This window comes from Acidaminococcus fermentans, from assembly GCF_009696675.1.
In the GTDB taxonomy this organism is placed as follows: Bacteria; Bacillota; Negativicutes; order Acidaminococcales; family Acidaminococcaceae; genus Acidaminococcus.
In genome coordinates, this window is the sequence record NZ_VULN01000003.1 from 128,349 (window position 1) to 150,372 (window position 22,024).

Sequence of the window (22,024 nt, forward strand, 5' to 3'; positions counted from 1 at the left end):
TACCATGGATAAAATGATCGTTCGGGTGCCTGTAGTCATCAAGGCCAAGGTCACTGAAGACCTGAAAGCCAAGATCATTGCAGATATGAAGCGTCAGGTCCAGGCGGCAGAACTGGATTTCGAACAGTTCCAGTTCAATGCCAAGCGGGCGCTGAATGAACAGTCCGCTGCCGGTCCGGAGGCTGTCCGGGGGCTCCAGGAGCAGATCCAGTATGAAAAGGCCCAGCGGGGCCATGCTCTCCAGGAACTGAAAGACAAGCTGGAACGGGCTGAAAACCTGGAAATCGGCAGTGAAGTCGGTCATGGTACACTGGAACGTTCTGTAGAAATCGCTGTAGGCAGCGACCTGGAAGCCCTTATGGGGGCGGAAATCGTCGTGGAAGACGGCAAAGTCGTCGGCTTCAGAGAATAAGCCTATGGAACAGCATATCGTGATTGGCAAAATTGTCGCCCCGCATGGCGTGCGGGGCGAATTTCGCATTATGCCGCAGACGGATCATCCGGAGCGGTACGCCAAAATGAAGAAGATCACCCTGGACAACGGCCGGGACTACACGGTCCAAAGCCTCCGTCAGCACAAGAATGTGTACCTGATGAAGGTGGAGGGCATTGAGACCATGAACGATGCGGAGACCCTCCGGGGCCGGACCATCGTCCTGCGGCCGGAAGAACTGCCTCCTCTGCCGGAAGGCCAGTTCTATGTCCGGGACATCATCGGCTTTGCCGCCGTGACTCCGGAAGGGGAAACGGTGGGGATGCTGAAGGATGTGATCAGCCCCGGTTCCACCGATGTGTTCGTCATTGCTCCGCCCCAGGGGGAAGATATCCTGGTGGCGGCCATTGCGGACAATATCCGGAACATCGACTGGGAAAAGAAGCAGATCACTGTGGTGCTGCCGGAGTGGATCTGAGATGAAATTCGTATTTGTCACTCTTTTCCCGGAGATGATCCGGAGCGCCTGCAGCTGGAGCATCCTGGGCCGGGCGGCTCAGGAAGGGCTCCTGTCCGTGGACTGTGTGGATCCCCGGGACTATGCCACCGACCGGCACCGGAGCGTGGACGATACCACCTGCGGCGGCGGAGCAGGGATGGTGCTGAAACCCCAGACTTATCTGGCGGCCCTGGAACGGGCCCGGGAGCTGGCACCGGGAGCCCTGGTGGCGGCCCTGACCCCGGTGGGAGAATCCCTCCGGCAGGAACGGGTGTGTGAACTGGCCCGGAGCGGGCAGGATCTGATCCTGCTCTGCGGCCATTATGAAGGCTTTGACGAACGGATCCTGGAGGAAGCTGATCTCCGGCTTTCCATCGGGGATTTTGTGCTGACCGGAGGAGAACTGGCGGCCCTGTGCATCATGGATGCAGTGGCCCGGTTCATTCCCGGGGTGCTGGGCAAGCAGGTAAGCGCCGAGGAAGATTCCTTCCATGACAGCCTGCTGGAATACCCCCAGTACACCCGTCCGGTGGAGTACAGGGGCAAAGCCGTGCCGGAAGTCCTGCTTTCCGGCGACCACGGTAAAATCGGCCAGTGGCGGAGAAAGGAGAGCCTGCGGGCCACCTTCCTCCACCGCCCGGAACTGCTGCGGACCATGCAGTGGCAGAAGGGGGACGGGAGACTGTTCCTGGCCATGGAAGAAGAAGAAAAAGAGAAGTCCCGGACGGCCGGGAAAAGCAGGGAATCCTGACTTTTTCGGTTGCACCGGGAGCCGGCTGTATGGTATAATACAGCGTATGCATTAACGGGCGGTCCGCTGTTAGCACGTGGCTAGACATGAACGTCTTGGATTCTGAGGAGGAAATTAATAATGAACGTTATTGAAGCAATTGAAAAGGAACAGCTGCGTTCCGACATTCCCGAATTCCGTCCTGGCGATACCCTGAAGGTATATGTGAAGGTTGTGGAAGGCACCCGTGAACGGGTTCAGCTGTTTGAAGGCGTATGCATTGCCCGGAGCGGTTCCGGTGCCCGGGAAATGTTCACTGTTCGCCGCGTTGCTTCCGGCGTTGGTGTGGAAAGAATGTTCCCTGTCCATTCCCCGCGTCTGGAAAAAATCGTTGTATCCCACAGAGGTGTGGTACGCAGAGCAAAACTGTACTATCTGCGTAAACTGACCGGTAAAGCCGCTCGTATCAGAGAACGTCGGTAATCGGATCAATGAGGCAGTTGCTCCGGCAACTGCCTTTTTTATTGCAAAGGAGAAGGCATGAGCGAAGAAAAGAAATCCGGCTCCTGGCAGGATACGGTCAGTGACTGGCTGATTTCCATCATTGTGGCCGTGGTGCTGGCTTTTGGGATCCGTACCTTCCTGGTGGAACCCTATATGGTCTCTGGACCTTCCATGATGAACACCCTCCAGGACCAGGAACGGCTGCTGGTGAACAAGCTGGTCTATTACACCCGCCAGCCCAAACGGGGAGAAATCATCGTGTTCAAGTATCCCAGTGACACCCGGCGGGACTTCATCAAACGGGTCATCGCCGTGGGCGGGGACACCATCGAGATCCGGGACGGGAAGACCTATGTGAACGGGGAAGCCCTGGATGAAAGCTATATCCGGGAACCCTTCCACACCAACCTGCCCAAGACCACCGTCCCTGCCGGCCATATCTTTGTTATGGGGGACAACCGGAACAACTCCGAAGACAGCCGGTTCCGGGATGTGGGCTTTGTGGATCTGAGCCTGGTGAAAGGCAAAGCCAGCCTGATCTTCTGGCCCCTGGGACAGATACGGGCACTGCCTTGAAAAAAAGGGGCTGTGAAAAAATGAAAGATCATTTTTTCACAGCCCCTTTACTGCACCAAATTCCCGTTAATGCCCCGCTTTTTCCACAATTCGCTTCTGAATGGGAAGCATGGTATAATGGGGCCTATGCATATTGACAGGCGTTGCCTGTTTGGATAAGAAAGGATGTACCCATGGAAAATACAATCGGCGGAAAGAAATTCCATATCCAGTGGTTCCCCGGCCATATGACCAAGGCCAAACGGATGATGGAAGCCAACCTGAAACTGGTGGATGTGGTGGTGGAACTGCTGGACGCCAGGATTCCCCGGTCCAGTGCCAACCCCATGCTCCAGCAGCTGATCGGCAGCAAGCAGAAAATCGTGGTGCTGAACAAGACGGACATGGCAGATCCGGACCGGACCCGGGACTGGCTGGCCTATTTTAAGAAGCACAGCTTTACGGCCCTGGAGGTGGACTGTCAGAAAGGCAAGGGAGTCAAGGCCCTGGTGAATGCCATCCAGAAAGCCGGAGAACCCACCCTGGAAAAATGGCGGAAAAAGGGCGTACGGAACCGGTCCATCCGGGTGATGATCGTAGGAATCCCCAATGTGGGGAAATCCACCCTGATCAACCGGCTGCTGGGGAAGAACAAAGCCGCAGCCCAGAACAAGCCGGGGGTGACCCGGGGGCCTCAGTGGGTGATCCTGGGGAAGGGGCTGGAACTGCTGGATACCCCCGGTGTCCTGTGGCCCAAATTCGACAATCCGGAAACCGGGTTCTGCCTGGCGGTGACCGGTGCCATCCGGGAAGAGGTCTTTGATCAGGAAACCGCCGTCCATATCCTGGTCCAACGGCTGATGAAGCTGTATCCCCAGGAATTGTCCGCCAGTTACCGGATCGAACTGACACCGGAAGATACCGTGGAAGCGGCGGAGGAAAAAATCGCCCGGGCCCGGGGCTGCCTGAAAGCCGGCGGAGTCCTGGATATGAATAAAACAATCCAGATGATTCTCCGTGACTTCAAGACCGGGAAACTGGGATCCTTCTCCCTGGAAGCCGCTCCCCGGGACGAGGCCTGACATGGAAAAAAAAGAGAGCATCCAGGTAATCCGGGAACAGCTGAAACTGGGGCCGGAAGAAGCAGAACTGGAACGCTGGCGGAAGGATGGGCGGACCGGTGTCCGGAAACTGCTGGAAGCCTATGACCGGAAACAGGCAGCCCGGAAACTGGAACGGGAACGGCTGGAACGGCTCCAGGATCTGGAACGGGAATTTTGGGAACGGGGTATGGATCAGGTGGCCGGCTGCGACGAAGCGGGCCGGGGGCCGCTGGCCGGACCTTTGGTGACGGCGGCAGTGATCCTGCCTCACGGAATCTGGCTGCCCGGTCTTACCGATTCCAAAAAGGTCACTCCTGCCCGGCGGGAAACCCTGTATGGAGAGATCCTGGAACAGGCGGTTAGCGTTACCGTCAGCATCCTGGGACCCAGGGAAATCGATCGGCTGAACATCTACCAGGCGGCCAAAACCGCCATGACCCTGTGTCTGACCCATATGAAGGTGCACCCTCAGGGGGCCATTACCGATGCCATGCCCCTGGAGATTCCGGGGATCCCTGTGGAGGATATGGTTCGGGGGGACAGCAAAAGTGCAGCGGTGGCGGCCGCTTCCATCATCGCCAAGGTCACAAGGGACCATATCATGGAAGACCTGGACCGGGACTATCCCCAGTACGGATTTGCCAAACACAAGGGATACGGTACCGCCCGGCACATCCAGGCCATCCTGGACTGCGGCCCCAGCCCCTGGCACCGGAGAAGCTTCGAACCTCTGAAGTCCATGGATCTGAAAGAACCCGCCGTCAGTGAAAACAAACTGCTGAAGTTGAAATAGGGGGCTGTTGCCAGGGCAACAGCCCGGTCAGCTGTCAACGGCTTAAGGAAGTCAGCAAAGCTGACATTGAACAAAAAAGGAGGGAATCAGTATGGTCCACCAACGCCGCCGGTTCGGGAACTGGGGGGAGGAGGCGGCCGTCCGCTATCTGGAAAAACAGGGATATGAGATCCTGGACCGGAACTACCGGAGCAGTTGGGGAGAAATCGACATCATTGCCCGGCACTGGGGAGTGCTGGCCTTTGTGGAAGTAAAGACCCGGCACAGTCTGAAATTCGGCCGCCCTGCCGCCGCCGTGACCCGGGACAAACAGATCCGCCTCCGGAAAACCGCCTGGTGCTACCTGCGGGAGAATCCGGTGATCCGGTACAGGAGCCGGTTCGATATTATCGAGATCCTGGATCTGTATGGGAAAATTTCTCTGAATCATTTGAAGAATTGCTTTTAAGTATAAAATCTGTCAATGGTCAACTGCCGATGGATGCCAGCGTGGGTGGCTTTGGATGAAGAAATCGGTGGTTTCTCCAATCACGGCAAACGACACACGATGAACGACTCACGATACACGACAAAGGAGCTGATTCCATGTACGCACGGACCTGGGGGGAAACCACCCGCGGGATCAACGGAGAAATGGTTACAGTGGAGGTGGATGTGACCAACGGCATGCCTGCCTTTGAAATGGTGGGGCTGCCGGATACGGCAGTGAAGGAGGCCCGGGAGCGGGTGAAGGCTGCGGTGAAGAATTCCGGCTTCCGGTTCCCGGACACCCACATAACCGTGAACCTGGCTCCGGCGGACCTGAAAAAGGATGGGGCCGGACTGGATCTGCCCATTGCCCTGGGGGTGCTGGCTGCCAAGAAGTATGTGAAACTGCCGGACCCCATGCCCGTGTTTGCCGGAGAGCTGGCCTTGGATGGATCCCTGCGCCCGGTGAACGGGATCCTGCCCATGATCCTCCGGGCCCGGGACGAAGGGCTGCCGGCCATTTTCATCCCTTCCGGCAACGCCACCGAAGGGGAACTGGTGGATGGTATCCAGGTCTATACAGCGGACAACCTGGGGCAGATCGTGGACCATTTCCAGGAAAAGCAGCCTCTGGAGCCTCTGGCCAAAAAGGTGCTGGAACTGGAGAAACCCCTGGAGGATACCGTGGACTTTGCAGACGTCCAGGGCCAGAAAGTGGCCAAGCGGGCCCTGGAAATCGCTGCGGCGGGAGGCCACAATGTGCTGATGGTGGGGGCTCCCGGAGCCGGGAAGACCATGCTGGCCCGGCGGCTGCCTTCCATCCTGCCGCCCATGACCGAGGAAGAAGCCCTGGAAGTGACCAAGATCTACAGCATCTCCGGCCTTTTGAAAGGCCACCACGGCATTATGGTGGAACGGCCTTTCCGGAGCCCCCACCACACGGTTTCCCAGTCGGCACTCATCGGAGGGGGCAGCATCCCCCATCCCGGAGAGGTGACCCTCAGCCATCACGGAGTCCTGTTTCTGGACGAGCTGCCGGAATTTTCCCGGAGCGCCCTGGAAGTGCTCCGGCAGCCCCTGGAAGACGGGATGGTCACCATCAGCCGGGTCCAGGCCTCTCTCACCTATCCCGCCCGGTTCATCCTGGTGGCGGCCCAGAATCCCTGTCCCTGCGGGTTCTGGGGAGAAGAGGACAACCTTCACCAGTGCACCTGCCGGCCCGGGGACATCGCCCGGTATCAGAAGAAGATTTCCGGGCCCCTCCTGGACCGGATCGACATCCAGATCCACGTGCCCCGGCTCCAGTACCAGGAAATGAAAAGCAGAAAGAAGGGGGAAAGCTCCGCGGCCATCCGGGAACGGGTGGTGGCAGCCCGTCAGGTCCAGCGGGAACGGCTGAAAGGCACCCACCTGTTCTGCAACGCCAGTATGGGCCGGCGGGAGGTCAAGGCCTTCTGTCCTCTGACACCTCAGGCGGAAGCCCTGCTGGAAAAATATTTCGTCAGCCTGGGCCTCAGTGCCCGGAGCCATGACCGGATCATCAAAGTGGCCCGGACCATTGCGGATCTGGCCGGCAGTGAGGACATCACGGCGTTCCATCTGGGCGAAGCCATCCAGCTGCGGACCAGCATCCAGGGATAGGAGGGCGGAACCATGATTTCCCTTCCATGGCTGTCTTTGCTCATTTCCTTTTTCTGGTTCGCCCTGGGCTCCTGTCTGGGCAGCTTCCTGAATCTGTGCGCCAACCGGCTCCGGCGGGAAGAATCCATTATCTGGGGCCGGTCCCATTGTGACAGCTGCGGCCATATCCTGGGGCCGGGAGAACTGATCCCTCTGGTCAGTTATCTGCGCCAGAAGGGAAAATGCCGGCACTGCGGCAAAGAACTGACCGTATCCCTGTTCTGGCGGGAAGCGGAAGCCGGAGCCCTGTTCCTGCTCCTTTCCCGGATGCCCGGGCCTCCGGCGGTACTGGCTCTGAGGCTGGCTTGTGTGAGCCTACTGCTCCTTATGGCTTGGACGGACAGGGACGAAATGCAGCTGTACGAAGTTTTTTTCCTTCCCCTGGGACTGTTGTTCCTGCTTCTCCACGGACTGACGGACGGAGATTTTTTGTCTCCTCTGACAGGGGCCGGACTGCTGGGGGGACTGCTCCAGCTGATCCACTGGCGGTATCCCCAGGGCATGGGAGCCGGGGATCCCAAACTGGCAGCGGTGATGGGTCTGTGGCTGGGACCCTGGACAGGGCTCCAGGGCCTTTTCCTGGCTGCCGGCCTTGCTTTTGTTTCCGTCTGTCTGTTTGCCTTTAATCCGGAAAACAACGGATGGGACAAGGCACCAGTACAGGTGCCCCTGGCTCCCTATTTCGTCCTGGCCGGACTGCTGCTCCGGTTCCGTTCTGTCTTTGGGCTGATGGAACCGGACAGGATGCTGCTGTGTGTCCTTGGGCTTGCAGGACCGGGGCTGGAAGAAGGAAAAGCCCGGCTGGGCCAGGCTGCAGGGTGGCTCCGGCGCCGGCTGTCTCCCTGGCCCCGGCAGCTGCTGGGTGTTCAAATCAGCGGAGACCGGGTGACTCTGGTTCAGGTCCGGAAAAAGAAGAAAGCCTGGGAAGTGGAACGGTACCAGGAACTGGCCTGGCCGGAACGGATCCGGCTGGCCCTGTACCGGCAGCAGGGGGAGGAACCGGCCCTGTGGCTCCAGGAAGTCTGTGCCAAACGGGGGGTTACAGCCCAATCTATCCTGTGGCTCCTGGGGCCGGATCTGTTGGAATTCCGGAATCTGTCCCTGCCCGGTCTGTCCCGGAAGGAACAGATCCAGGCGGCATCCTGGGAGATCCTACAGCAGATCCCCTATCCCCCGGGTTCTTTTGCCCTGGGGACGGAACCCTGTCCGGACCGGAAGGAAGAAATCCTGGCGGGAGCCGTGCCCCTGGCCCTGCTGGATACCGTAGGGGTCATCAGCCGGCAGCTGGATTGGGAAATCCTGCAGGTGGAAGGGGCTCCGGCGGCCTGGGGATGGTGGCTGGAAAAAGAGGAGGCGGGATTTCTCCTGATCCTGGGAGAAGAAGGCCTCCAGGGGGCCTGGTATGCCCGGGGCCGTCTCCTGGCCTGTCGGAACCTGCCGGGATCCGGTCGGGGAGAACCTTTCCGGGACCAGCGGGACGAGGCGGTGGAAACCCTGTGGGAACATCTGTCTCCCGGGGTCCGGGACCGGTTCCAGGACGGGCCGTCCGGTCTGTATCTGGCCGGCGGTACGGAACAGGAACAGGCTGCCTGGCTGGAATTCTTCCGGCAGCAGTGGGAATGCCCTGCTCAGGTCCTGGAACTGGAACCCCGCTTCCAATGGGCTCCCTATTATGAAGAGAAAAAGCAGGCGGTTCTTACAGCTGGCCTGTGGGGTGTTTTGGGAGGGATCCTGGGGGCCGGACGGGAGAGTGGTTTCTGCTTTTCCCTGTTCCGGCAGGGAACGGGAAGGCTGTCCCGGATCTCCTGGTCGGCCCTGGGAAAGAAACTGGCGGCGGTTTCCCTGATCCTTTGTCTATGGCTGGCCGGATGCCTTTTCCTGGCCCGGAAGGAACAGGAACGGTGCATCTTACAGCTGCAGCAGGTCTCCGGCTGGGAAACCTTCTGGCAGGCACAGCAGCAGCGGCGGAAACAGCTGGCCCGGCAGCAGAAAGAAAAAAAGCAGCGGATCCGGCAGCAGGTGAACTGGGGGGATTTCCTGACTCTCCTGGGGAACCAGGTGCCGTCAGACTGCTGGCTTACCCGGGTGGAACAGCAGAAGGAGGGAAAGGTCCTGCATCTGGAAGGCCGGAGCCTGAAAAGGAATGGGGCTCTCCAGCTGGTAAAACGCCTCCAGCAGCGGCCGGAAGTGATCCAGGTGAAACTGGACCGGCTGGAACAGGAAGAAAGGGAATCAGATCTGACCGGTTTTGCCCTCCAGATCCGTCTGAAAGAGGAGGAAACTCATGGATGAAAAGAAACCGCTGGTTTCCCGGCTCCGGGAGGATCCGTTCCAGGGAGCCCTGCTAGGCCTGGGCGTACTGTGCCTGTGGACCTGGCTGGTGCTCCCTCTGGGCCGGGAACTGCTGACTGTGAAAAGACAGAATGAGGTCCGGAAGGAGAAACTGGAGCAGCTGGCCCTTTTTGCAGCCCGGTGGGATCCGGAACAGGAGGCCCGGGAAAAAAGTCTGCTGGAACAGGGAAAACGGGAGAATCCCTCCCTGCCTCCGGAAGCCTGGCTGGGGGCCCTGGAAGCTGCCGCTGCCCGGAACGGGCTCCAGGTGATCCGACTGGCTCCCCTGACTCCGAAAGGAAAAAAGGATCCGGCTGGCCTGGAAGCGGAACTGGAAGGCTCCTATCCCCGGCTGGTGACTTTTTTCCGCTGGTGGGAAGCCCGGTATCCCGGGGTGTGGACCCGGGAGGGGCGGCTGGAGGCCCGGGAAAAAGGGGAAAAAGTGCTGTTTCACGGAAAATTCATAACAGGCCCTGTGAAAAGTTCCAAATCGGGAGAAATACACACTTCTTATTGACCGATTTCGTTAATAATGAGATAATAGAATGTACAACGATTATTCTCGTTTTAAAAACGTTCGCTTTTTACTGAGGGGAGGACCTATTATTATGATGAACAGCTGTGTTGCACCACATGCCCAGAAGAAGACCAAGCCGTCCAAGGACCGTATTTTTGGAGCCAGCGAAGCGGCCCAGAAACGGATCAGCGAAATCGGCGCAGATGCGGTGATCAATGCCACCATCGGCTGCATCCTGGACAATGATGAAAACTTTGTGGTGCTGCCCACAGTCAGCAAAGTATACCGGAGCCTGAAAGACGCGGAATATTTTAAATATGCCCCCATCATGGGCCTGCCGGAATATCTGGAACTGGTTCAGAACGCCTGCTTCAGCCAGTCCCGTCCGGAAGGGTTTACGGCAGCCATTGCCACCGCCGGAGGCACCGGGGCCATCCATCATGCTGTCTGGAATTATGCGGAAGCCGGAGATACCGTTCTGACCTCTGCCTGGTACTGGGGAGCCTACAACCAGATCTGCGAGGATATGGACCGTCACCTGGCCACTTATCCCATGACCACCCCGGAACACAAGTTCAACCTGGCCGGCTGTGAAGCCAAAGTCCGGGAAATCCTGGCCCAACAGGACCGGATCCTGCTGATTATCAATACTCCGGCCCACAATCCCACCGGGTTCAGCCTGACTCCGGAAGACATTGAAAATGTGGTGAAGATGCTGGAAGCCGCCATTGCCGGTACCGACAAAACCGCCGCTCTGTGCCTGGATGTGGCTTACATCGACTATGCCGGGGAACGGGAAGAAGTCCGGAAAATCTTCCGGAAGCTGTCCAACCTGCCCAAAAACATCTTTGGCCTGATCGCCTACAGCCTGTCCAAGAGTTTCACCATGTACGGCCAGCGCTGCGGAGCTCTTATCGGGGTCACCAGTGATGAAAAACAGATCCTGGAATTCATCAACGCCAACAAATACACCAGCCGGGCCTGCTGGTCCAACTGCAACCGGGGTGCCATGGATACCCTGGACACCATCTACAGTGATCCGGAACTGCTGGAAACCATCCAGAAGGAACGGGCCCATTACTACAGCATGATCCAGGAACGGGGAGACATCTTTACGGATGAAGCCAAAAAGTGCGGCCTGAAGATGCTGCCCTACATTTCCGGTTTCTTCCTGTCCATTCCCGCCAAGGATCCGGAAGCGGTCTGCGACCGGCTCCATGAAGACAATATTTTCTGCGTGCCTCTGGCAGCCGGGGTCCGGGTAGCCGTATGCGGAGTGCCCAAGCATAAAGTCTACGGCATGGCAGCCAAAATCAAAGCAGCCATGGACGAAGTGGGAGAAGACTAAAAAACAAAAGGAGCCGGAAAGCAGCACAGGCAGCCTGCGGGCTGACAGATCCAGAAAACAGAAAAGGGGAGCGGAACAGATGCAGATTACAGGACCAGACGGAAAACCAAAAGCATTTCAGGACGGGACGCCTCTCGGAGTCATCGCCCAATCCTACAAACAGCTCTACAGCAGTCCCGTGGCGCTGGGGGTGGTGAACGGCCAGCCCCAGCCGCTGCAGCTGTGTCCTCAGGACGGGGATCATGTGACCTTCTATCCCCTGGACAGTGAGCAGGGATACCGGTCCTACATTGCCACCTTCCAGTTTGCCCTGATTGCCGCCATGAACCGGAGACGGCCGGAAATCCAGCTGGAAGTGGAAAACACCTTTGGTCATGGCCTTTTCTGTTCGGTCAAGAACAAGATCTTCCTGAGCAAATATGATCTGGAAGATGTGACCCACTGCATGGAAGAGATGATCCGGGATCAGGAACCGGTCCAGATCCGGCAGCTGAGCCGGGATGAAGCCCGGTCCTATGTGAAGCCCCAGTTCTTCCAGGATGAGGCTCCTTTGCTGGATGCCCTGCCGGAGGATTACCGGATCAACCTTTACGGGGTGGGGGACCGGTTTGCCTATTCGGTGATGCCCCTGCTGCCCAATCTGGGCTGCCTGAAGGCCTTTGAACTGGTGTGGATGGGGTCCGGGATCCTGCTCCGGTACGGCCGCCAGGACCAGCTGGACCGTCTGGAACCCTATGTGGAACGGAAAAAGCTGGCGGCAGTCTATGCCCAGTCGGAAAAAATGGGCCAGGTGATGCACTGTCCTACGGTGGCAGCCCTGAACCAGTACATCCGGGAAGGGAACAGCCGGGGCATCATCCAGATGTGCGAAGCCTACCATGAAAAATCCATTGCCCGGATCGCTGATGAAATCGACGCGGATGGACGGAATGTACGGCTGGTGCTGATCGCCGGCCCCTCTTCCTCCGGGAAGACCACCTTTTCCCAGCGGCTGGCAGTGCAGATGCGGGTGAACGGCCTGCGGCCCATTCCCATTTCCCTGGACAATTATTTCAAGGAGCGGGAGCAGACCCCTCGTCTGCCGGATGGCAGCTACGATTTTGAATCCATTGAAGCCCTGGATACAGAATTGTTCAATGAGCATATGGAACGGCTGCTCCGGGACGAAACCGTGGAAATCCCTTACTTCAATTTCAAGACCGGCCACCGGGAATATCGGGGCCAGAAGGTGTATCTGGGGGATGACGGAGTCCTGGTAGTGGAAGGCATCCATGGGATGAACGAGAAGCTTTCCGCCCGGGTCCGGCGCAGGAACAAGCTGAAGATCTACATCAGCGCCCTGACGCCTCTTTCTTTTGATGATTACAACCGGATTCCCACCACCGATATGCGGCTGCTCCGCCGGATGGTCCGGGATTCCCAGTTCCGCTCCCATGATGCCCGCCAGACCATCCAGAACTGGCACAAGGTGCGTCAGGGAGAAGAACGGAACATTTTTCCCTTCAGCGAAGAAGCGGACATTATGTTCAATACCACCCTCATTTATGAGCTGGCCGTATTCAAAAAATATGCCTGCCCCCTGCTGGAACAGATTCCCCGGGATGCAGCAGAATATCCGGTTGCCCGCAATTTCCTGGATATGCTGCAGATCGTAGAATCCATAGACGACAAGGCCATTCCCAACAACTCCATTATCCGGGAATTCATTGGCCATTCGATTTTTGGAGATTTACTGTAAGGAGGAACAAGAACCATGCACATTTCCCAACGGACGCTGCACATTCCCACATCCCCCATCCGGAAACTGGCGCCTATTGCCAACCGGGTGGAAAAGACCAAAAAGATCTATCATCTGAATATCGGACAGCCGGATATCCCCACCCCGGAAAGTTTCTTCGAAGGGGTGGCCTCCTACCATCCCAAAGTGGTGGCCTATGGAAAATCCCAGGGGGATGCCAAACTGCTGAAAGCCATCCAGGGATATTATGAATCCTGGGATATGGACTATGCCCTGGACGATATTTTTGTCACCAACGGGGGCAGTGAAGCCATTTCCTTTGCCATTATGACCACCTGTGACCCGGGGGACAATGTGCTCATGTTCGAGCCCTTCTATGCCAACTACAAGAGCTTTACCGGGGCCTACAATGTGGAAATCAACGGGGTTCCCACCTCTCCGGACACCGGCTACCATCTGCCGGATCAGGAAACTGTGGAAAAATACATCAATGACAAGACCCGGGCCATCCTGATTTCCAACCCGGGGAATCCCACCGGGGTAATCTACACCCGGGAAGAAATGGACATGCTGTCCCGGATTGTCCGGAAATATGATCTGGCTCTCATTGCCGATGAAGTGTACCGGGAATTCGTCTATGATGGACAATACACCAGCTTCGGACGGCTCCGGGAACTGGATGACAACCTGGTGCTCATCGATTCCGTCTCCAAACGGTACAGCGCCTGCGGCGCCCGGAGCGGCTGCGTGATCACCCGGAACAAGGCTCTCCAGCAGGAACTGCTGAAATGCTGCCAGGCCCGGCTTTCCTGTCCGGACATTGTGCAGCTGGGAGCTGCGGCTCTGTACACCACCCCCAAATCTTACTGGGAAGATGTGAAGAAAGAATATACCAAACGAAGGGATACCATCAAGGGATTCCTGGCCCAGATGCCCGGCGTGATTTCCTCCGATCCCAAAGGGGCTTTCTATGTCATGGTGAAAATGCCCATCGACGATACGGAAAAATTTGCCAAGTGGCTGTTGGAAGACTTTGACATCGACGGGGAAACTGTGATGATCACCCCCGGCAACGGGTTCTATGCTTCTGATGTAACCAGAGGACAGGACGAAGCCCGTCTGGCCTACGTACTGAACGTAAAAGACCTGGAAAAAGCCATGCACATCCTGGCGGAAGGATTGAAGCAGTATCCGGGGAGAAAATAAAAAAAACCGCTGCCCAGGCAGCGGTCTTTTTTTATTTGCAAATGGAATCGATCCAGGCAAACAATTCTTCCAGATCGTAGTCTCCCGCGTGGCCTTTGCCCCAGGCGGTTGACGGATTTTCCCTCCAGATAGGCGGAAGGAATGAAAATGTTCATCTTTTCATAGTCTGCATTTTTGGGATGGGATACATACACCAGATCCCGCCAGGCATAGTAGGAAACCTGCCGGGCTTTGAGATGTCAGCGTTGTTCGATACAGCAGCAGGCCAGATTTGCTTATTGCGGGCCAAGCTGATAGCTGACTTCTGATAGACCCACAAGATACGGTCTGATTTCTTCTTACTCGCCGCCCCATCCCCCTTTTTCCTTCCCTTCCTCCGGTTTTTACGCTATAATAAAGGGTACGATTGAAAAATGAGAGGAGATGATTCCATGGCGGCAGGTTTTGCCCAGCTGAAAGTGGACGAGGCGATGGTGGAGAAGCTCCATCGGACGGGGAAGGACATCCCCACCCCTGTACAGGAGCGTGCCATCCCGGCCCTTCTGAACGGCCGGGACGTAATCGCCCGTGCCCAGACCGGGGTAGGGAAGACACTGTCCTTTGTGATCCCCCTGTTTGATAAAGTGGACCCGAAGAAGGAATTTGTCCAGGCCCTGATCCTTTCCCCCACCCGGGAACTGGCTCAGCAGACGGCCGGGGAAATCCGGAAACTGGACGGGGATACGGGAATCCATACCCTGACGGTCAGCGGCGGACGGGATTTTGAAGAGGAAAAACGGAAAATCGGGCACAGGGCCCAGGTGCTGGTGGGAACTCCCGGCCGGCTGCTGGATCACCTGCGGAAGGGGAACACCAGCCTGGGCGGGGTGAAATACCTGGTGCTGGACGAAGTGGATGAAATGCTCCGCCAGGGCTTCGGGGAGGATATCGAAACCCTCCTGAGCCTGATGCCCCAGCCCCACCAGACCATGATGTGTTCCGCCACATTGGATGAGGAAGTCCGGAAACTGGGCCGGCAGCTGACCACCAATCCCCTGGTCATCGACATTGCCCCCAGGGAAGCCACTGCTTCCACTATCCATCAGATCTGCATCAAGGTCAGCGAAGACCACAAGGCAGAGGCCCTGGCTTCCCTGATCCGCCGGTACAACCCCTTCCTGATGCTGGTGTTCTGCTGCAGCAAGGAACGGGCCATCGAACTCAGCGACTGGCTCTATGGGGAAGGTTTCAATGTGGATGTGCTCCACGGGGACATGTCCCAGACCAAGCGGCGCCAGGTGATGGAAAACTTCCGGAAGGCCAAGCTCCAGATCCTGGTGGCCAGCGACATTGCCGCCCGGGGCCTGGATGTGGAAGGTATCACCCAGGTGGTGAACTACGACATTCCCCACGATCCGGACTGGTATGTCCACCGGATCGGACGGACGGGCCGGGCCGGCAGCGAAGGCACGGCCATCACCTTCTATACGGCGGATGAGACCCGCTGGCTCCAGAACCTGGAGAAGAAGCTGAACATCACCCTGGAACGGCAGAATCTGGCCGGGGAGAAGGTCCGCCGGACGGTGAAGCCGGTGCGTCCCAAGAAGAAACGGGTGCCCAAACGGGGCAAAAGCGCTGTAGGTCCCAACAAACGGGGAACCAAATATGCGGAAGCGTCCCGGAAACAGAAACCCAAAGAAAAATAATCAATCATTGAAATGGAGAGGTGCTAACCATGAGTGAAGTACGTGTACGTTTTGCTCCCAGTCCCACTGGGTATCTGCACATCGGCGGGGCCCGGACGGCTCTGTTCAACTGGCTGTTTGCCCGGAGCCAGGGGGGGAAGATGGTCCTGCGGATCGAAGATACCGACCGGGACCGGCTGAAGGAAGATTCCGTCTCCCAGATCATTACCAGCCTGAAATGGCTGGGCCTGGACTGGGATGAAGGACCGGAAGTGGGCGGGGACCATGGCCCCTACTACCAGTCTGAACGGCTGGACCTGTACCGGAAATACTGCCAGCAGCTGGTGGATGAGGGCAAGGCCTACTACTGCTTCTGCTCCGCCGCCGATCTGGAAGCCCAGCGGGAAGAACAGCGGAAGAAAAAGCAGCCTTTCCATTATGCAGGCACCTGCCGGGACCTGGATCCGGCGGAAGCCAAGAAACGGGTGGAAGCGGGAGAAGCCCATTCCATCCGGATCAAACTGCCCAAAGAAGGCACCATCACCGTCCATGACATGATCCACGGGGACGTGACCTTCAACTGGAACCAGTTCGATGATTTCGTCATTATGAAGACCAACGGGATCCCCACCTACAACTTTGCCGTAGTGGTGGACGACCATCTCATGGGCATGACCCATGTGCTCCGGGCGGAAGAACACCTGACCAATACCCCGAAACAGCTGGTGATCTACGATGCCCTGGGCTGGAAAGCACCGGAATTCGGCCATATGCCCATGATCCTGGCACCGGACCGGAGCAAACTGAGCAAACGGCATGGAGCCACCTCTGTGGAAGAATTCCGGGACAAAGGGTACCTGCCGGAAGCCATTATCAACTACTTGACCCTGCTGGGCTGGGCACCCGGCAATGACCAGGAAATCTTCACCCTGGAAGACACGGTGAAAGCTTTTGACTTCAGCAAAATGTCCAAAAAGGCTGCCGTATACGATGTGAAAAAGCTCACCTGGCTCAACGGACAGTATCTGTCCGACCTGCCTCTGCGGAAAATCGCCGATGCCGCCGTGCCTTTCTTCAAGAAAGCCGGACTCATCGATGACAGCTATCTGCCGGCTCATCAGGAATACTTCGACCACCTGGTGGATGTGGTCCGGGTGCGGGTAAAGACCCTGGAAGAACTGGCGGATGGTGCCAGCTATTTCTTCAAGGATTTTGACAGCTACGATCCCAAAGGCGTGGCCAAGTCCTTCAAGCCGGAAGCCGCTGACCTGCTCCAGAAAGCCCATGATGCCCTGGCAGCCCTGCCAGTGTTCGATCTGAAGACTACGGAGGAATGCTACAACAAGCTGGCGGAAGAACTGGGCCTGTCCCTGGGCAAAGTGATCCATCCCACCCGTCTGGCCCTGACCGGCCGGACCTTCAGCCCGGGCATGTTCGACGTGATGGTGCTCCTGGGCCGGGAAAAGACCCTGGAACGGCTGGAAAAAGCCATCGCCTTCATCAAGACACAGGGCTGAACCCATGGATAAATACATCTGCCTGGATATTGGGGGCACCGCCATCAAATACGGCCTGGCAGACAGCAGAGGGAGACTGTTCAACAAGGACAGTCTCCCCAATGTTATTGCCAAAGACGGAGTGGACGCCTTCCTGGACCAGGTGCTGGGGCTGATCGGCTTCTACCAGAAATACTTCAAGATCCAGGGGGCCGCCATTTCCATGGCTGGCATGATCAATCCCCAGAACGGGGAAGTGCTCCATGCGGCTCCGCATTTTCCCGGGCTCACCGGCACCAATCTGGTCCAACTGGTATCCCGGAAGCTCCAGCTGCCCTGCCGGGTGGAAAATGACGTGAACTCTGCAGCCCTGGGGGAATACTGGCTGGGGAACGGCCGGGGAGCCAAAAGCCTGTTCTGCATCACCATCGGCACCGGCATCGGGGGCGCCTTTGTACTGGACGGCAAACTCTGGCCCGGGAATTCCTTCACTGCCGGGGAAGTGGGACAGGCCAAACTGGGTGGCCGGAACCACTGGGAGGACGCCGCTTCCGTCACTGCTCTGGTCCAGAAAGCCGCCCGGCTGAAAGGAGTGGATCCGGAAACCCTCAACGGGAAGATCCTCTGTGAAATGGTCCGCCACGGGGACAAACCTCTCCACCGGCTGCTCCGGGAAACCGTCCACCAGTGGGCCACAGGAATTGCGGCCATCTGCTACATGATGAATCCCCAGCGGGTGATCCTGGGGGGCGGCATCATGGCCCAGCAGGACCTGCTGGAACCCATGCTCCAGGACAGCCTGAAAAAGGAACTGCTGCCGGTGGTACTGGACAAGACCACCGTGGCCTTTGCGGGCCTGGGCAATGATGCAGGGCTGATCGGCGCCCTATACAACTTCCTGGCCAGAGAAAAGAAAAGAAGTTGACATCAGCTGTAATATACTGTACAATATTACGGTATCACTTTGAGCATGCGCCGTTAGCCCCGGCCCGTACCCAAAGACTCATCACTGGATACAGTTCAAGATTGAGTTTTTATTAGGAGGAATAAGGATGAAAACATACATGGCCACCCCGGCTACCATTGAACGCAAATGGTATGTAGTGGATGCCGCTGACAAGACTCTGGGCCGTCTGGCTGCAGAAGTTGCCAAAGTGCTCCGCGGTAAAAATAAACCGACTTTTACCCCGCATATGGATACCGGTGATCACGTGATCATCATCAACGCTGCTCAGGTGAAACTGACCGGCAAAAAACTGGTGCAGAAGGTTTACTTCCGTCATTCCGGGTATCTGGGCGGCGACAAATACACCAAAGCAGGGGATATGCTGAAGAACAACCCTGTAAGAATGGTGGAACTGGCTGTTCGGGGTATGGTTCCCCACAACCGTCTGGGCAATCAGATCATCAAGAAACTGCATGTATACGCTGGTTCTGAACATCCTCATGCTGCACAAAAGCCTGAAGTTCTGACCATCGATATTCGCTAAGAGGAGAGGAGAACTAGAAAATGGCAAAAGTTACGTATGATGCAACTGGCAGCCGCAAAAGCTCCGTTGCCCGTGTTCGCCTTGTTCCGGGCGAAGGCAAAATCGTTGTAAACGGCCGTGAACTGAGTGAATACTTCGGCCTGAAGACCCTGGAACTGGTTGTTCGGCAGCCGCTGGACACCACCGAAACCCTGGGCAAATATGATGTACTGGCCAACGTTGTTGGCGGCGGCATCTCCGGCCAGGCTGGCGCAATCCGTCATGGTATTGCCCGCGCCCTGCTGAAAGTTGACGCTGATTTCCGTCCTCTGCTGAAGAAAGCCGGTCTCCTGACCCGCGATCCTCGGGAAAAGGAACGCCGCAAGTACGGTCTGAAAAAAGCAAGAAAGGCTTCCCAGTTCTCCAAACGGTAATTTTCCGTTCCGGTTCATGGAAACCTCAAACGAGGGTATTGCACATTCTGTGCAATACCCTCGTTTTTTGCATATCCAACGAATCCTTTTCTTCAGCCATTGACCATTGACAATTGACCATTGACATAAAAAACAGGGGCCTGGATGGCCCCTGTTTTTTATTTGCTCTTCTTCGCCTTGACTTCGTCCATGTATTCGTTCATGATCTTCACGGCGCAGTAGTCTCCGCACATGGAGCAGTATTCTTCGCTGCTCTTGTTCTTGGCAGACCGGATGGCTCTGGCTTTTTCCGGATCGATGGCCAGGCTCAGCTGTTTGTCCCAATCCAGGACTTTCCGGGCTTTGGCCATGGCCAGATCCTGGGCTACCGCAGAGGGCAGGCCTTTGGCCACGTCGGCGGCATGGCCGGCGATCCGGGCGGCTACCACCCCTTCCCGGACGTCATTGATGTCCGGCAGGCCCAGGTGTTCGGCCGGAGTCACATAGCACAGGAAGTTGGCGCCGGTAAAGGCGGCCAGGGTACCGCCGATGGCGGAAGTGATGTGGTCGTAGCCGGGAGCGATATCGGTGACCAGGGGCCCCAGCACATAGAAGGGAGCACCGTGGCAGATCCGTTTCTGGAGCTGCATGTTGGTGGCAATCTGGTTGTAGGGAACATGTCCCGGGCCCTCCACCATCACCTGTACCCCTTTGGCCCAGGCACGCTGGGTCAGTTCGCCCAGGTTCAGCAGTTCCTGGATCTGGGTCCGGTCGGTGGCGTCTGCCAGGCAGCCGGGCCGGCAGCCGTCGCCCAGGCTGATGGTTACATCATATTTGGCACAGATGTCCAGGATTTCGTCGTAGAATTCGTAGAAGGGATTTTCCTTCCCGTTGTGGAGCATCCAGCCGGACAGGAAAGAACCGCCCCGGCTGACAATGTCCATTTCCCGGCCTTCGTTGATCAGGTTGTGGAGGCACTGGCGGGTGAGGCCACAGTGCATGGTCATGAAGTCAGCCCCGTCCTTGGCCTGCTGTTCCACTACGGTGAAAATGTCGTTCTTGTCCATTTCCGTCACTTTGCCATGGGCCTTGATGGCCTGGACCGTGGCCTGATAAATGGGTACGGTGCCCACCATGGCGGTGGAATGTTCAATGATGGCCTTCCGGGAGGCGTCGATGTTGTTGCCGGTGGACAGATCCATCACCGCATCAGCTCCGGCGTCGATGGCTGCTTTCAGTTTGTCCAGTTCCGGAGCGGGATCCGGAAAAGCGGAAGAAGTCCCGATGTTGGCGTTCACCTTGGTGGAAAGGCCTTCGCCCACACCCCGGGGGACCAGGTTCTTGTGGTTGATGTTGGCGGGGATGCAGATGGTGCCTTTGGCCACTCCGTCCCGGATGAATTCCGGGGTGACTCCTTCCTGGCGGGCCACTTCCGCCATCTGGTCAGTGATTTTACCCTGCAGTGCAGCTTGTCTTTGGGTCAGCATAAAACAAATCCTCCTTCATGGATACAAAAAGGGCCGCTTTCCTGACATAAAGGAAAGCGGCCCGACAAAACAGCCTCACCACTTTCCTTCGGCGGTATTAACCGCATCAGGTTCAAAGGGTCGACCGTCAGGTCTCTCAGCGATAGCGCCCCTAGTGATGCTTCAACTTTAACAAAAAATAGAAAAGAATGCAACAGGAAAAATTCAAATTGCTAACTTCTGAGTAGTTAGACAATTCACAATAAATCTAGGCGGCCTAATTGCGTTTATGTTCGCAACAGACCGTAAACGTAGAATCCATGCGGGTTTTCGGCTTTTTCGTCACCTTCTTTATGTTCGATGAAATCCGTAAAAATAACAACGCTCTGCACAATTTCTGCACATTTTTAGATGGTCAGTTTTTCAAGGGCTTCCCGTTCTTTTTCCTTCATTTTACTGGTGACATGGGTGTAAATCTTCATCGTGGTTTGCGGGTTGGAATGTCCGACCCTTGCCATAATGGTTTTGAGGGGGAAGTTTTCTTCTACCAACATACTGATATGGGTGTGACGAAAAATATGAGAAGTGATGTGCTTGCCATTGACCCGAACCTTTTTGAGAGTCGATTCAATGGTATTATAGTCATAGGGAGAACCAGAGCGACCCGTAAAAATGTAACCTTTGTCCTTGTAACCGTCCGTCCACAGAGATTTCCTTTTATCATCCGTGATGAACCATTCAAGGATACTGACGGCACGGGAGTTGATTGCCACGGTGCGACAGGAAGTCGCATTTTTAGGAGTGCTACGGCGGGTGGGCAATTCCTCGTATTCTACACGAGTTATTGTCCCATTGACATGGATTTCCTTCTTTTTAAGGTCGATATCTTCCCGCCGCAAGGCCAGAAGTTCCCCAATCCTCAGCCCCGTCAAGCTGATGAACTCCATAGCGTATCCGATTCTCTCGTTTATCGCTACAAGTTGGTGAAGACAATCCTTCAATTCATCCCGTTCCAAAAACTTGTTGGCGGTCTTGCCTTCTTCTTCCATCGTCATGGGACGGCGGGGAAGTCGGATTTCCAGAAATTCGTTGATATTGTCGATATAGTGGGCCTTTTTCGCATAGCGCATGGAATTCTTGATGATTCCCAACACTGCATTACAGTACCCTCGTGAATTTGCGTTCATGGATTTTATGGCCCTTTCCACAAGGGCGGGGGTAACGTCACGGAACAAAATCCCATCGGGAAGCAAGGAGAGAATCTTGCGAACTTGATTGATGTGATTTTGTTGTGTCTGCGGCTTTACCTCGCTTTTCACAGAGTCGAGCCATTCGCCCAACAGTTGCCGCATGGTCAACGTTTTGGCTATCGTTTCAGCCCTTTTCGGTTTGGCCATCCTCTTGACGTTGTACTTCTTCAACAACATCCGCCGTGCCTGGCCCTCAGCCTGTTTCGTGTGTTTGGCAAGGGTGACGGCAATGGAATAGGTCTTCCCATTCTCATCGGTGAACCGTTCACGGTAGACATACCGTGTACCTTTCGAATTTTTCGTTTCAGTTATCCACATATACAATACCTCTTTCCCGTTCCACGCTGCCCCTGTAAGCCGC

General features: G+C 56.6%; 21 protein-coding genes and 1 riboswitch. Of the genes, 19 read left to right on the forward strand and 2 right to left on the reverse strand.

All coding sequences use genetic code 11. The features are described from left to right. The first annotated feature begins 4 nt into the window (after window positions 1-4). The 19 genes from FX155_RS02915 to rpsI all read left to right on the forward strand — a co-directional run bounded on the left by FX155_RS02915 (window position 5) and on the right by rpsI (window position 18,968). The gene (locus tag FX155_RS02915) at window positions 5-412 is read left to right on the forward strand and encodes a YlqD family protein (RefSeq protein WP_022487037.1); all 408 of its coding nucleotides are present in this window, start codon (window positions 5-7) and stop codon (window positions 410-412) included. 4 nt (window positions 413-416) lie between these two features. Further along, window positions 417-911, forward strand: coding sequence for a ribosome maturation factor RimM (gene rimM / locus FX155_RS02920; RefSeq protein WP_022487036.1), 495 nt, complete (start codon window positions 417-419; stop codon window positions 909-911). Window position 912: 1 nt separating this feature from the next. Further along, on the forward strand, window positions 913-1,683 hold the full coding sequence (gene trmD / locus FX155_RS02925; RefSeq protein ID WP_022487035.1) for a tRNA (guanosine(37)-N1)-methyltransferase TrmD: 771 nt from the start codon (window positions 913-915) through the stop codon (window positions 1,681-1,683). A 120-nt stretch (window positions 1,684-1,803) separates the two neighbouring features. Then, window positions 1,804-2,145: a 50S ribosomal protein L19 gene (gene rplS, locus FX155_RS02930; protein WP_012937865.1), complete on the forward strand. Its 342-nt coding sequence runs from the start codon at window positions 1,804-1,806 to the stop codon at window positions 2,143-2,145. A gap of 57 nt (window positions 2,146-2,202) precedes the next feature. Further along, complete coding sequence (gene lepB, locus FX155_RS02935) at window positions 2,203-2,742, forward strand: signal peptidase I (RefSeq protein ID WP_022487034.1); 540 nt, start codon at window positions 2,203-2,205, stop codon at window positions 2,740-2,742. A 173-nt stretch (window positions 2,743-2,915) separates the two neighbouring features. Beyond that, on the forward strand, window positions 2,916-3,803 hold the full coding sequence (gene ylqF, locus FX155_RS02940; protein WP_022487033.1) for a ribosome biogenesis GTPase YlqF: 888 nt from the start codon (window positions 2,916-2,918) through the stop codon (window positions 3,801-3,803). A gap of 1 nt (window position 3,804) precedes the next feature. Beyond that, a complete protein-coding gene (locus FX155_RS02945) occupies window positions 3,805-4,617 on the forward strand; it encodes a ribonuclease HII (protein ID WP_022487032.1) in 813 nt (270 codons plus the stop codon). A gap of 91 nt (window positions 4,618-4,708) precedes the next feature. Continuing rightward, window positions 4,709-5,065 carry a YraN family protein gene (locus FX155_RS02950; RefSeq protein WP_022487031.1) on the forward strand — a complete coding sequence of 119 codons (357 nt, stop codon included), beginning with the start codon at window positions 4,709-4,711 and terminating at the stop codon, window positions 5,063-5,065. 137 nt (window positions 5,066-5,202) lie between these two features. Then, window positions 5,203-6,726 (forward strand): YifB family Mg chelatase-like AAA ATPase, encoded by a 1,524-nt coding sequence (locus tag FX155_RS02955; RefSeq protein ID WP_022487030.1) that lies wholly within the window; start codon window positions 5,203-5,205, stop codon window positions 6,724-6,726. Between the two features lie 12 nt (window positions 6,727-6,738). After that, window positions 6,739-9,057, forward strand: coding sequence for a prepilin peptidase (locus tag FX155_RS02960; protein WP_154487745.1), 2,319 nt, complete (start codon window positions 6,739-6,741; stop codon window positions 9,055-9,057). Continuing rightward, window positions 9,050-9,613, forward strand: a complete 564-nt coding sequence (locus tag FX155_RS02965; RefSeq protein ID WP_022487028.1) for a hypothetical protein — start codon at window positions 9,050-9,052, stop codon at window positions 9,611-9,613. Before FX155_RS02960 ends, FX155_RS02965 begins: the two co-directional genes overlap by 8 nt. 91 nt (window positions 9,614-9,704) lie before the next feature. Continuing rightward, window positions 9,705-10,961, forward strand: coding sequence for a pyridoxal phosphate-dependent aminotransferase (locus tag FX155_RS02970; RefSeq protein WP_022487027.1), 1,257 nt, complete (start codon window positions 9,705-9,707; stop codon window positions 10,959-10,961). A gap of 79 nt (window positions 10,962-11,040) precedes the next feature. After that, window positions 11,041-12,699, forward strand: a complete 1,659-nt coding sequence (locus tag FX155_RS02975; RefSeq protein WP_022487026.1) for a nucleoside kinase — start codon at window positions 11,041-11,043, stop codon at window positions 12,697-12,699. Window positions 12,700-12,714: 15 nt separating this feature from the next. Continuing rightward, window positions 12,715-13,905, forward strand: a complete 1,191-nt coding sequence (locus FX155_RS02980) for a pyridoxal phosphate-dependent aminotransferase (RefSeq protein WP_022487025.1) — start codon at window positions 12,715-12,717, stop codon at window positions 13,903-13,905. 431 nt (window positions 13,906-14,336) lie between these two features. Further along, the gene (locus FX155_RS02985; RefSeq protein WP_022487024.1) at window positions 14,337-15,590 is read left to right on the forward strand and encodes a DEAD/DEAH box helicase; all 1,254 of its coding nucleotides are present in this window, start codon (window positions 14,337-14,339) and stop codon (window positions 15,588-15,590) included. A 29-nt stretch (window positions 15,591-15,619) separates the two neighbouring features. Beyond that, window positions 15,620-17,086 carry a glutamate--tRNA ligase gene (gltX, locus tag FX155_RS02990; protein WP_154487746.1) on the forward strand — a complete coding sequence of 489 codons (1,467 nt, stop codon included), beginning with the start codon at window positions 15,620-15,622 and terminating at the stop codon, window positions 17,084-17,086. 4 nt (window positions 17,087-17,090) lie between these two features. Continuing rightward, complete coding sequence (locus FX155_RS02995) at window positions 17,091-17,990, forward strand: ROK family protein (protein WP_154487747.1); 900 nt, start codon at window positions 17,091-17,093, stop codon at window positions 17,988-17,990. Window positions 17,991-18,117: 127 nt separating this feature from the next. Next, complete coding sequence (rplM, locus tag FX155_RS03000) at window positions 18,118-18,555, forward strand: 50S ribosomal protein L13 (RefSeq protein ID WP_022487021.1); 438 nt, start codon at window positions 18,118-18,120, stop codon at window positions 18,553-18,555. Between the two features lie 20 nt (window positions 18,556-18,575). Further along, window positions 18,576-18,968, forward strand: coding sequence for a 30S ribosomal protein S9 (rpsI, locus tag FX155_RS03005; protein WP_012937880.1), 393 nt, complete (start codon window positions 18,576-18,578; stop codon window positions 18,966-18,968). A 158-nt stretch (window positions 18,969-19,126) separates the two neighbouring features. On the opposite strand, the gene thiC is transcribed toward rpsI, so the two are convergent. Continuing rightward, window positions 19,127-20,434, reverse strand: coding sequence for a phosphomethylpyrimidine synthase ThiC (gene thiC / locus FX155_RS03010; protein ID WP_154487748.1), 1,308 nt, complete (start codon window positions 20,432-20,434; stop codon window positions 19,127-19,129). A gap of 66 nt (window positions 20,435-20,500) precedes the next feature. Further along, a riboswitch (TPP riboswitch) is annotated at window positions 20,501-20,597 on the reverse strand. A gap of 223 nt (window positions 20,598-20,820) precedes the next feature. Then, window positions 20,821-21,981 carry a tyrosine-type recombinase/integrase gene (locus FX155_RS03015; protein WP_022487019.1) on the reverse strand — a complete coding sequence of 387 codons (1,161 nt, stop codon included), beginning with the start codon at window positions 21,979-21,981 and terminating at the stop codon, window positions 20,821-20,823. Window positions 21,982-22,024: the final 43 nt, after the last annotated feature.

Coding starts and splice junctions, on each gene's coding strand:
- FX155_RS02915 (WP_022487037.1), top strand. CDS start 5: ATGGATAAAATGATCGTTCGGGTGCCTGTAGTCATCAAGGCCAAGGTC.
- rimM (WP_022487036.1), top strand. CDS start 417: ATGGAACAGCATATCGTGATTGGCAAAATTGTCGCCCCGCATGGCGTG.
- trmD (WP_022487035.1), top strand. CDS start 913: ATGAAATTCGTATTTGTCACTCTTTTCCCGGAGATGATCCGGAGCGCC.
- rplS (WP_012937865.1), top strand. CDS start 1,804: ATGAACGTTATTGAAGCAATTGAAAAGGAACAGCTGCGTTCCGACATT.
- lepB (WP_022487034.1), top strand. CDS start 2,203: ATGAGCGAAGAAAAGAAATCCGGCTCCTGGCAGGATACGGTCAGTGAC.
- ylqF (WP_022487033.1), top strand. CDS start 2,916: ATGGAAAATACAATCGGCGGAAAGAAATTCCATATCCAGTGGTTCCCC.
- FX155_RS02945 (WP_022487032.1), top strand. CDS start 3,805: ATGGAAAAAAAAGAGAGCATCCAGGTAATCCGGGAACAGCTGAAACTG.
- FX155_RS02950 (WP_022487031.1), top strand. CDS start 4,709: ATGGTCCACCAACGCCGCCGGTTCGGGAACTGGGGGGAGGAGGCGGCC.
- FX155_RS02955 (WP_022487030.1), top strand. CDS start 5,203: ATGTACGCACGGACCTGGGGGGAAACCACCCGCGGGATCAACGGAGAA.
- FX155_RS02960 (WP_154487745.1), top strand. CDS start 6,739: ATGATTTCCCTTCCATGGCTGTCTTTGCTCATTTCCTTTTTCTGGTTC.
- FX155_RS02965 (WP_022487028.1), top strand. CDS start 9,050: ATGGATGAAAAGAAACCGCTGGTTTCCCGGCTCCGGGAGGATCCGTTC.
- FX155_RS02970 (WP_022487027.1), top strand. CDS start 9,705: ATGATGAACAGCTGTGTTGCACCACATGCCCAGAAGAAGACCAAGCCG.
- FX155_RS02975 (WP_022487026.1), top strand. CDS start 11,041: ATGCAGATTACAGGACCAGACGGAAAACCAAAAGCATTTCAGGACGGG.
- FX155_RS02980 (WP_022487025.1), top strand. CDS start 12,715: ATGCACATTTCCCAACGGACGCTGCACATTCCCACATCCCCCATCCGG.
- FX155_RS02985 (WP_022487024.1), top strand. CDS start 14,337: ATGGCGGCAGGTTTTGCCCAGCTGAAAGTGGACGAGGCGATGGTGGAG.
- gltX (WP_154487746.1), top strand. CDS start 15,620: ATGAGTGAAGTACGTGTACGTTTTGCTCCCAGTCCCACTGGGTATCTG.
- FX155_RS02995 (WP_154487747.1), top strand. CDS start 17,091: ATGGATAAATACATCTGCCTGGATATTGGGGGCACCGCCATCAAATAC.
- rplM (WP_022487021.1), top strand. CDS start 18,118: ATGAAAACATACATGGCCACCCCGGCTACCATTGAACGCAAATGGTAT.
- rpsI (WP_012937880.1), top strand. CDS start 18,576: ATGGCAAAAGTTACGTATGATGCAACTGGCAGCCGCAAAAGCTCCGTT.
- thiC (WP_154487748.1), bottom strand. CDS start 20,434: ATGCTGACCCAAAGACAAGCTGCACTGCAGGGTAAAATCACTGACCAG.
- FX155_RS03015 (WP_022487019.1), bottom strand. CDS start 21,981: ATGTGGATAACTGAAACGAAAAATTCGAAAGGTACACGGTATGTCTAC.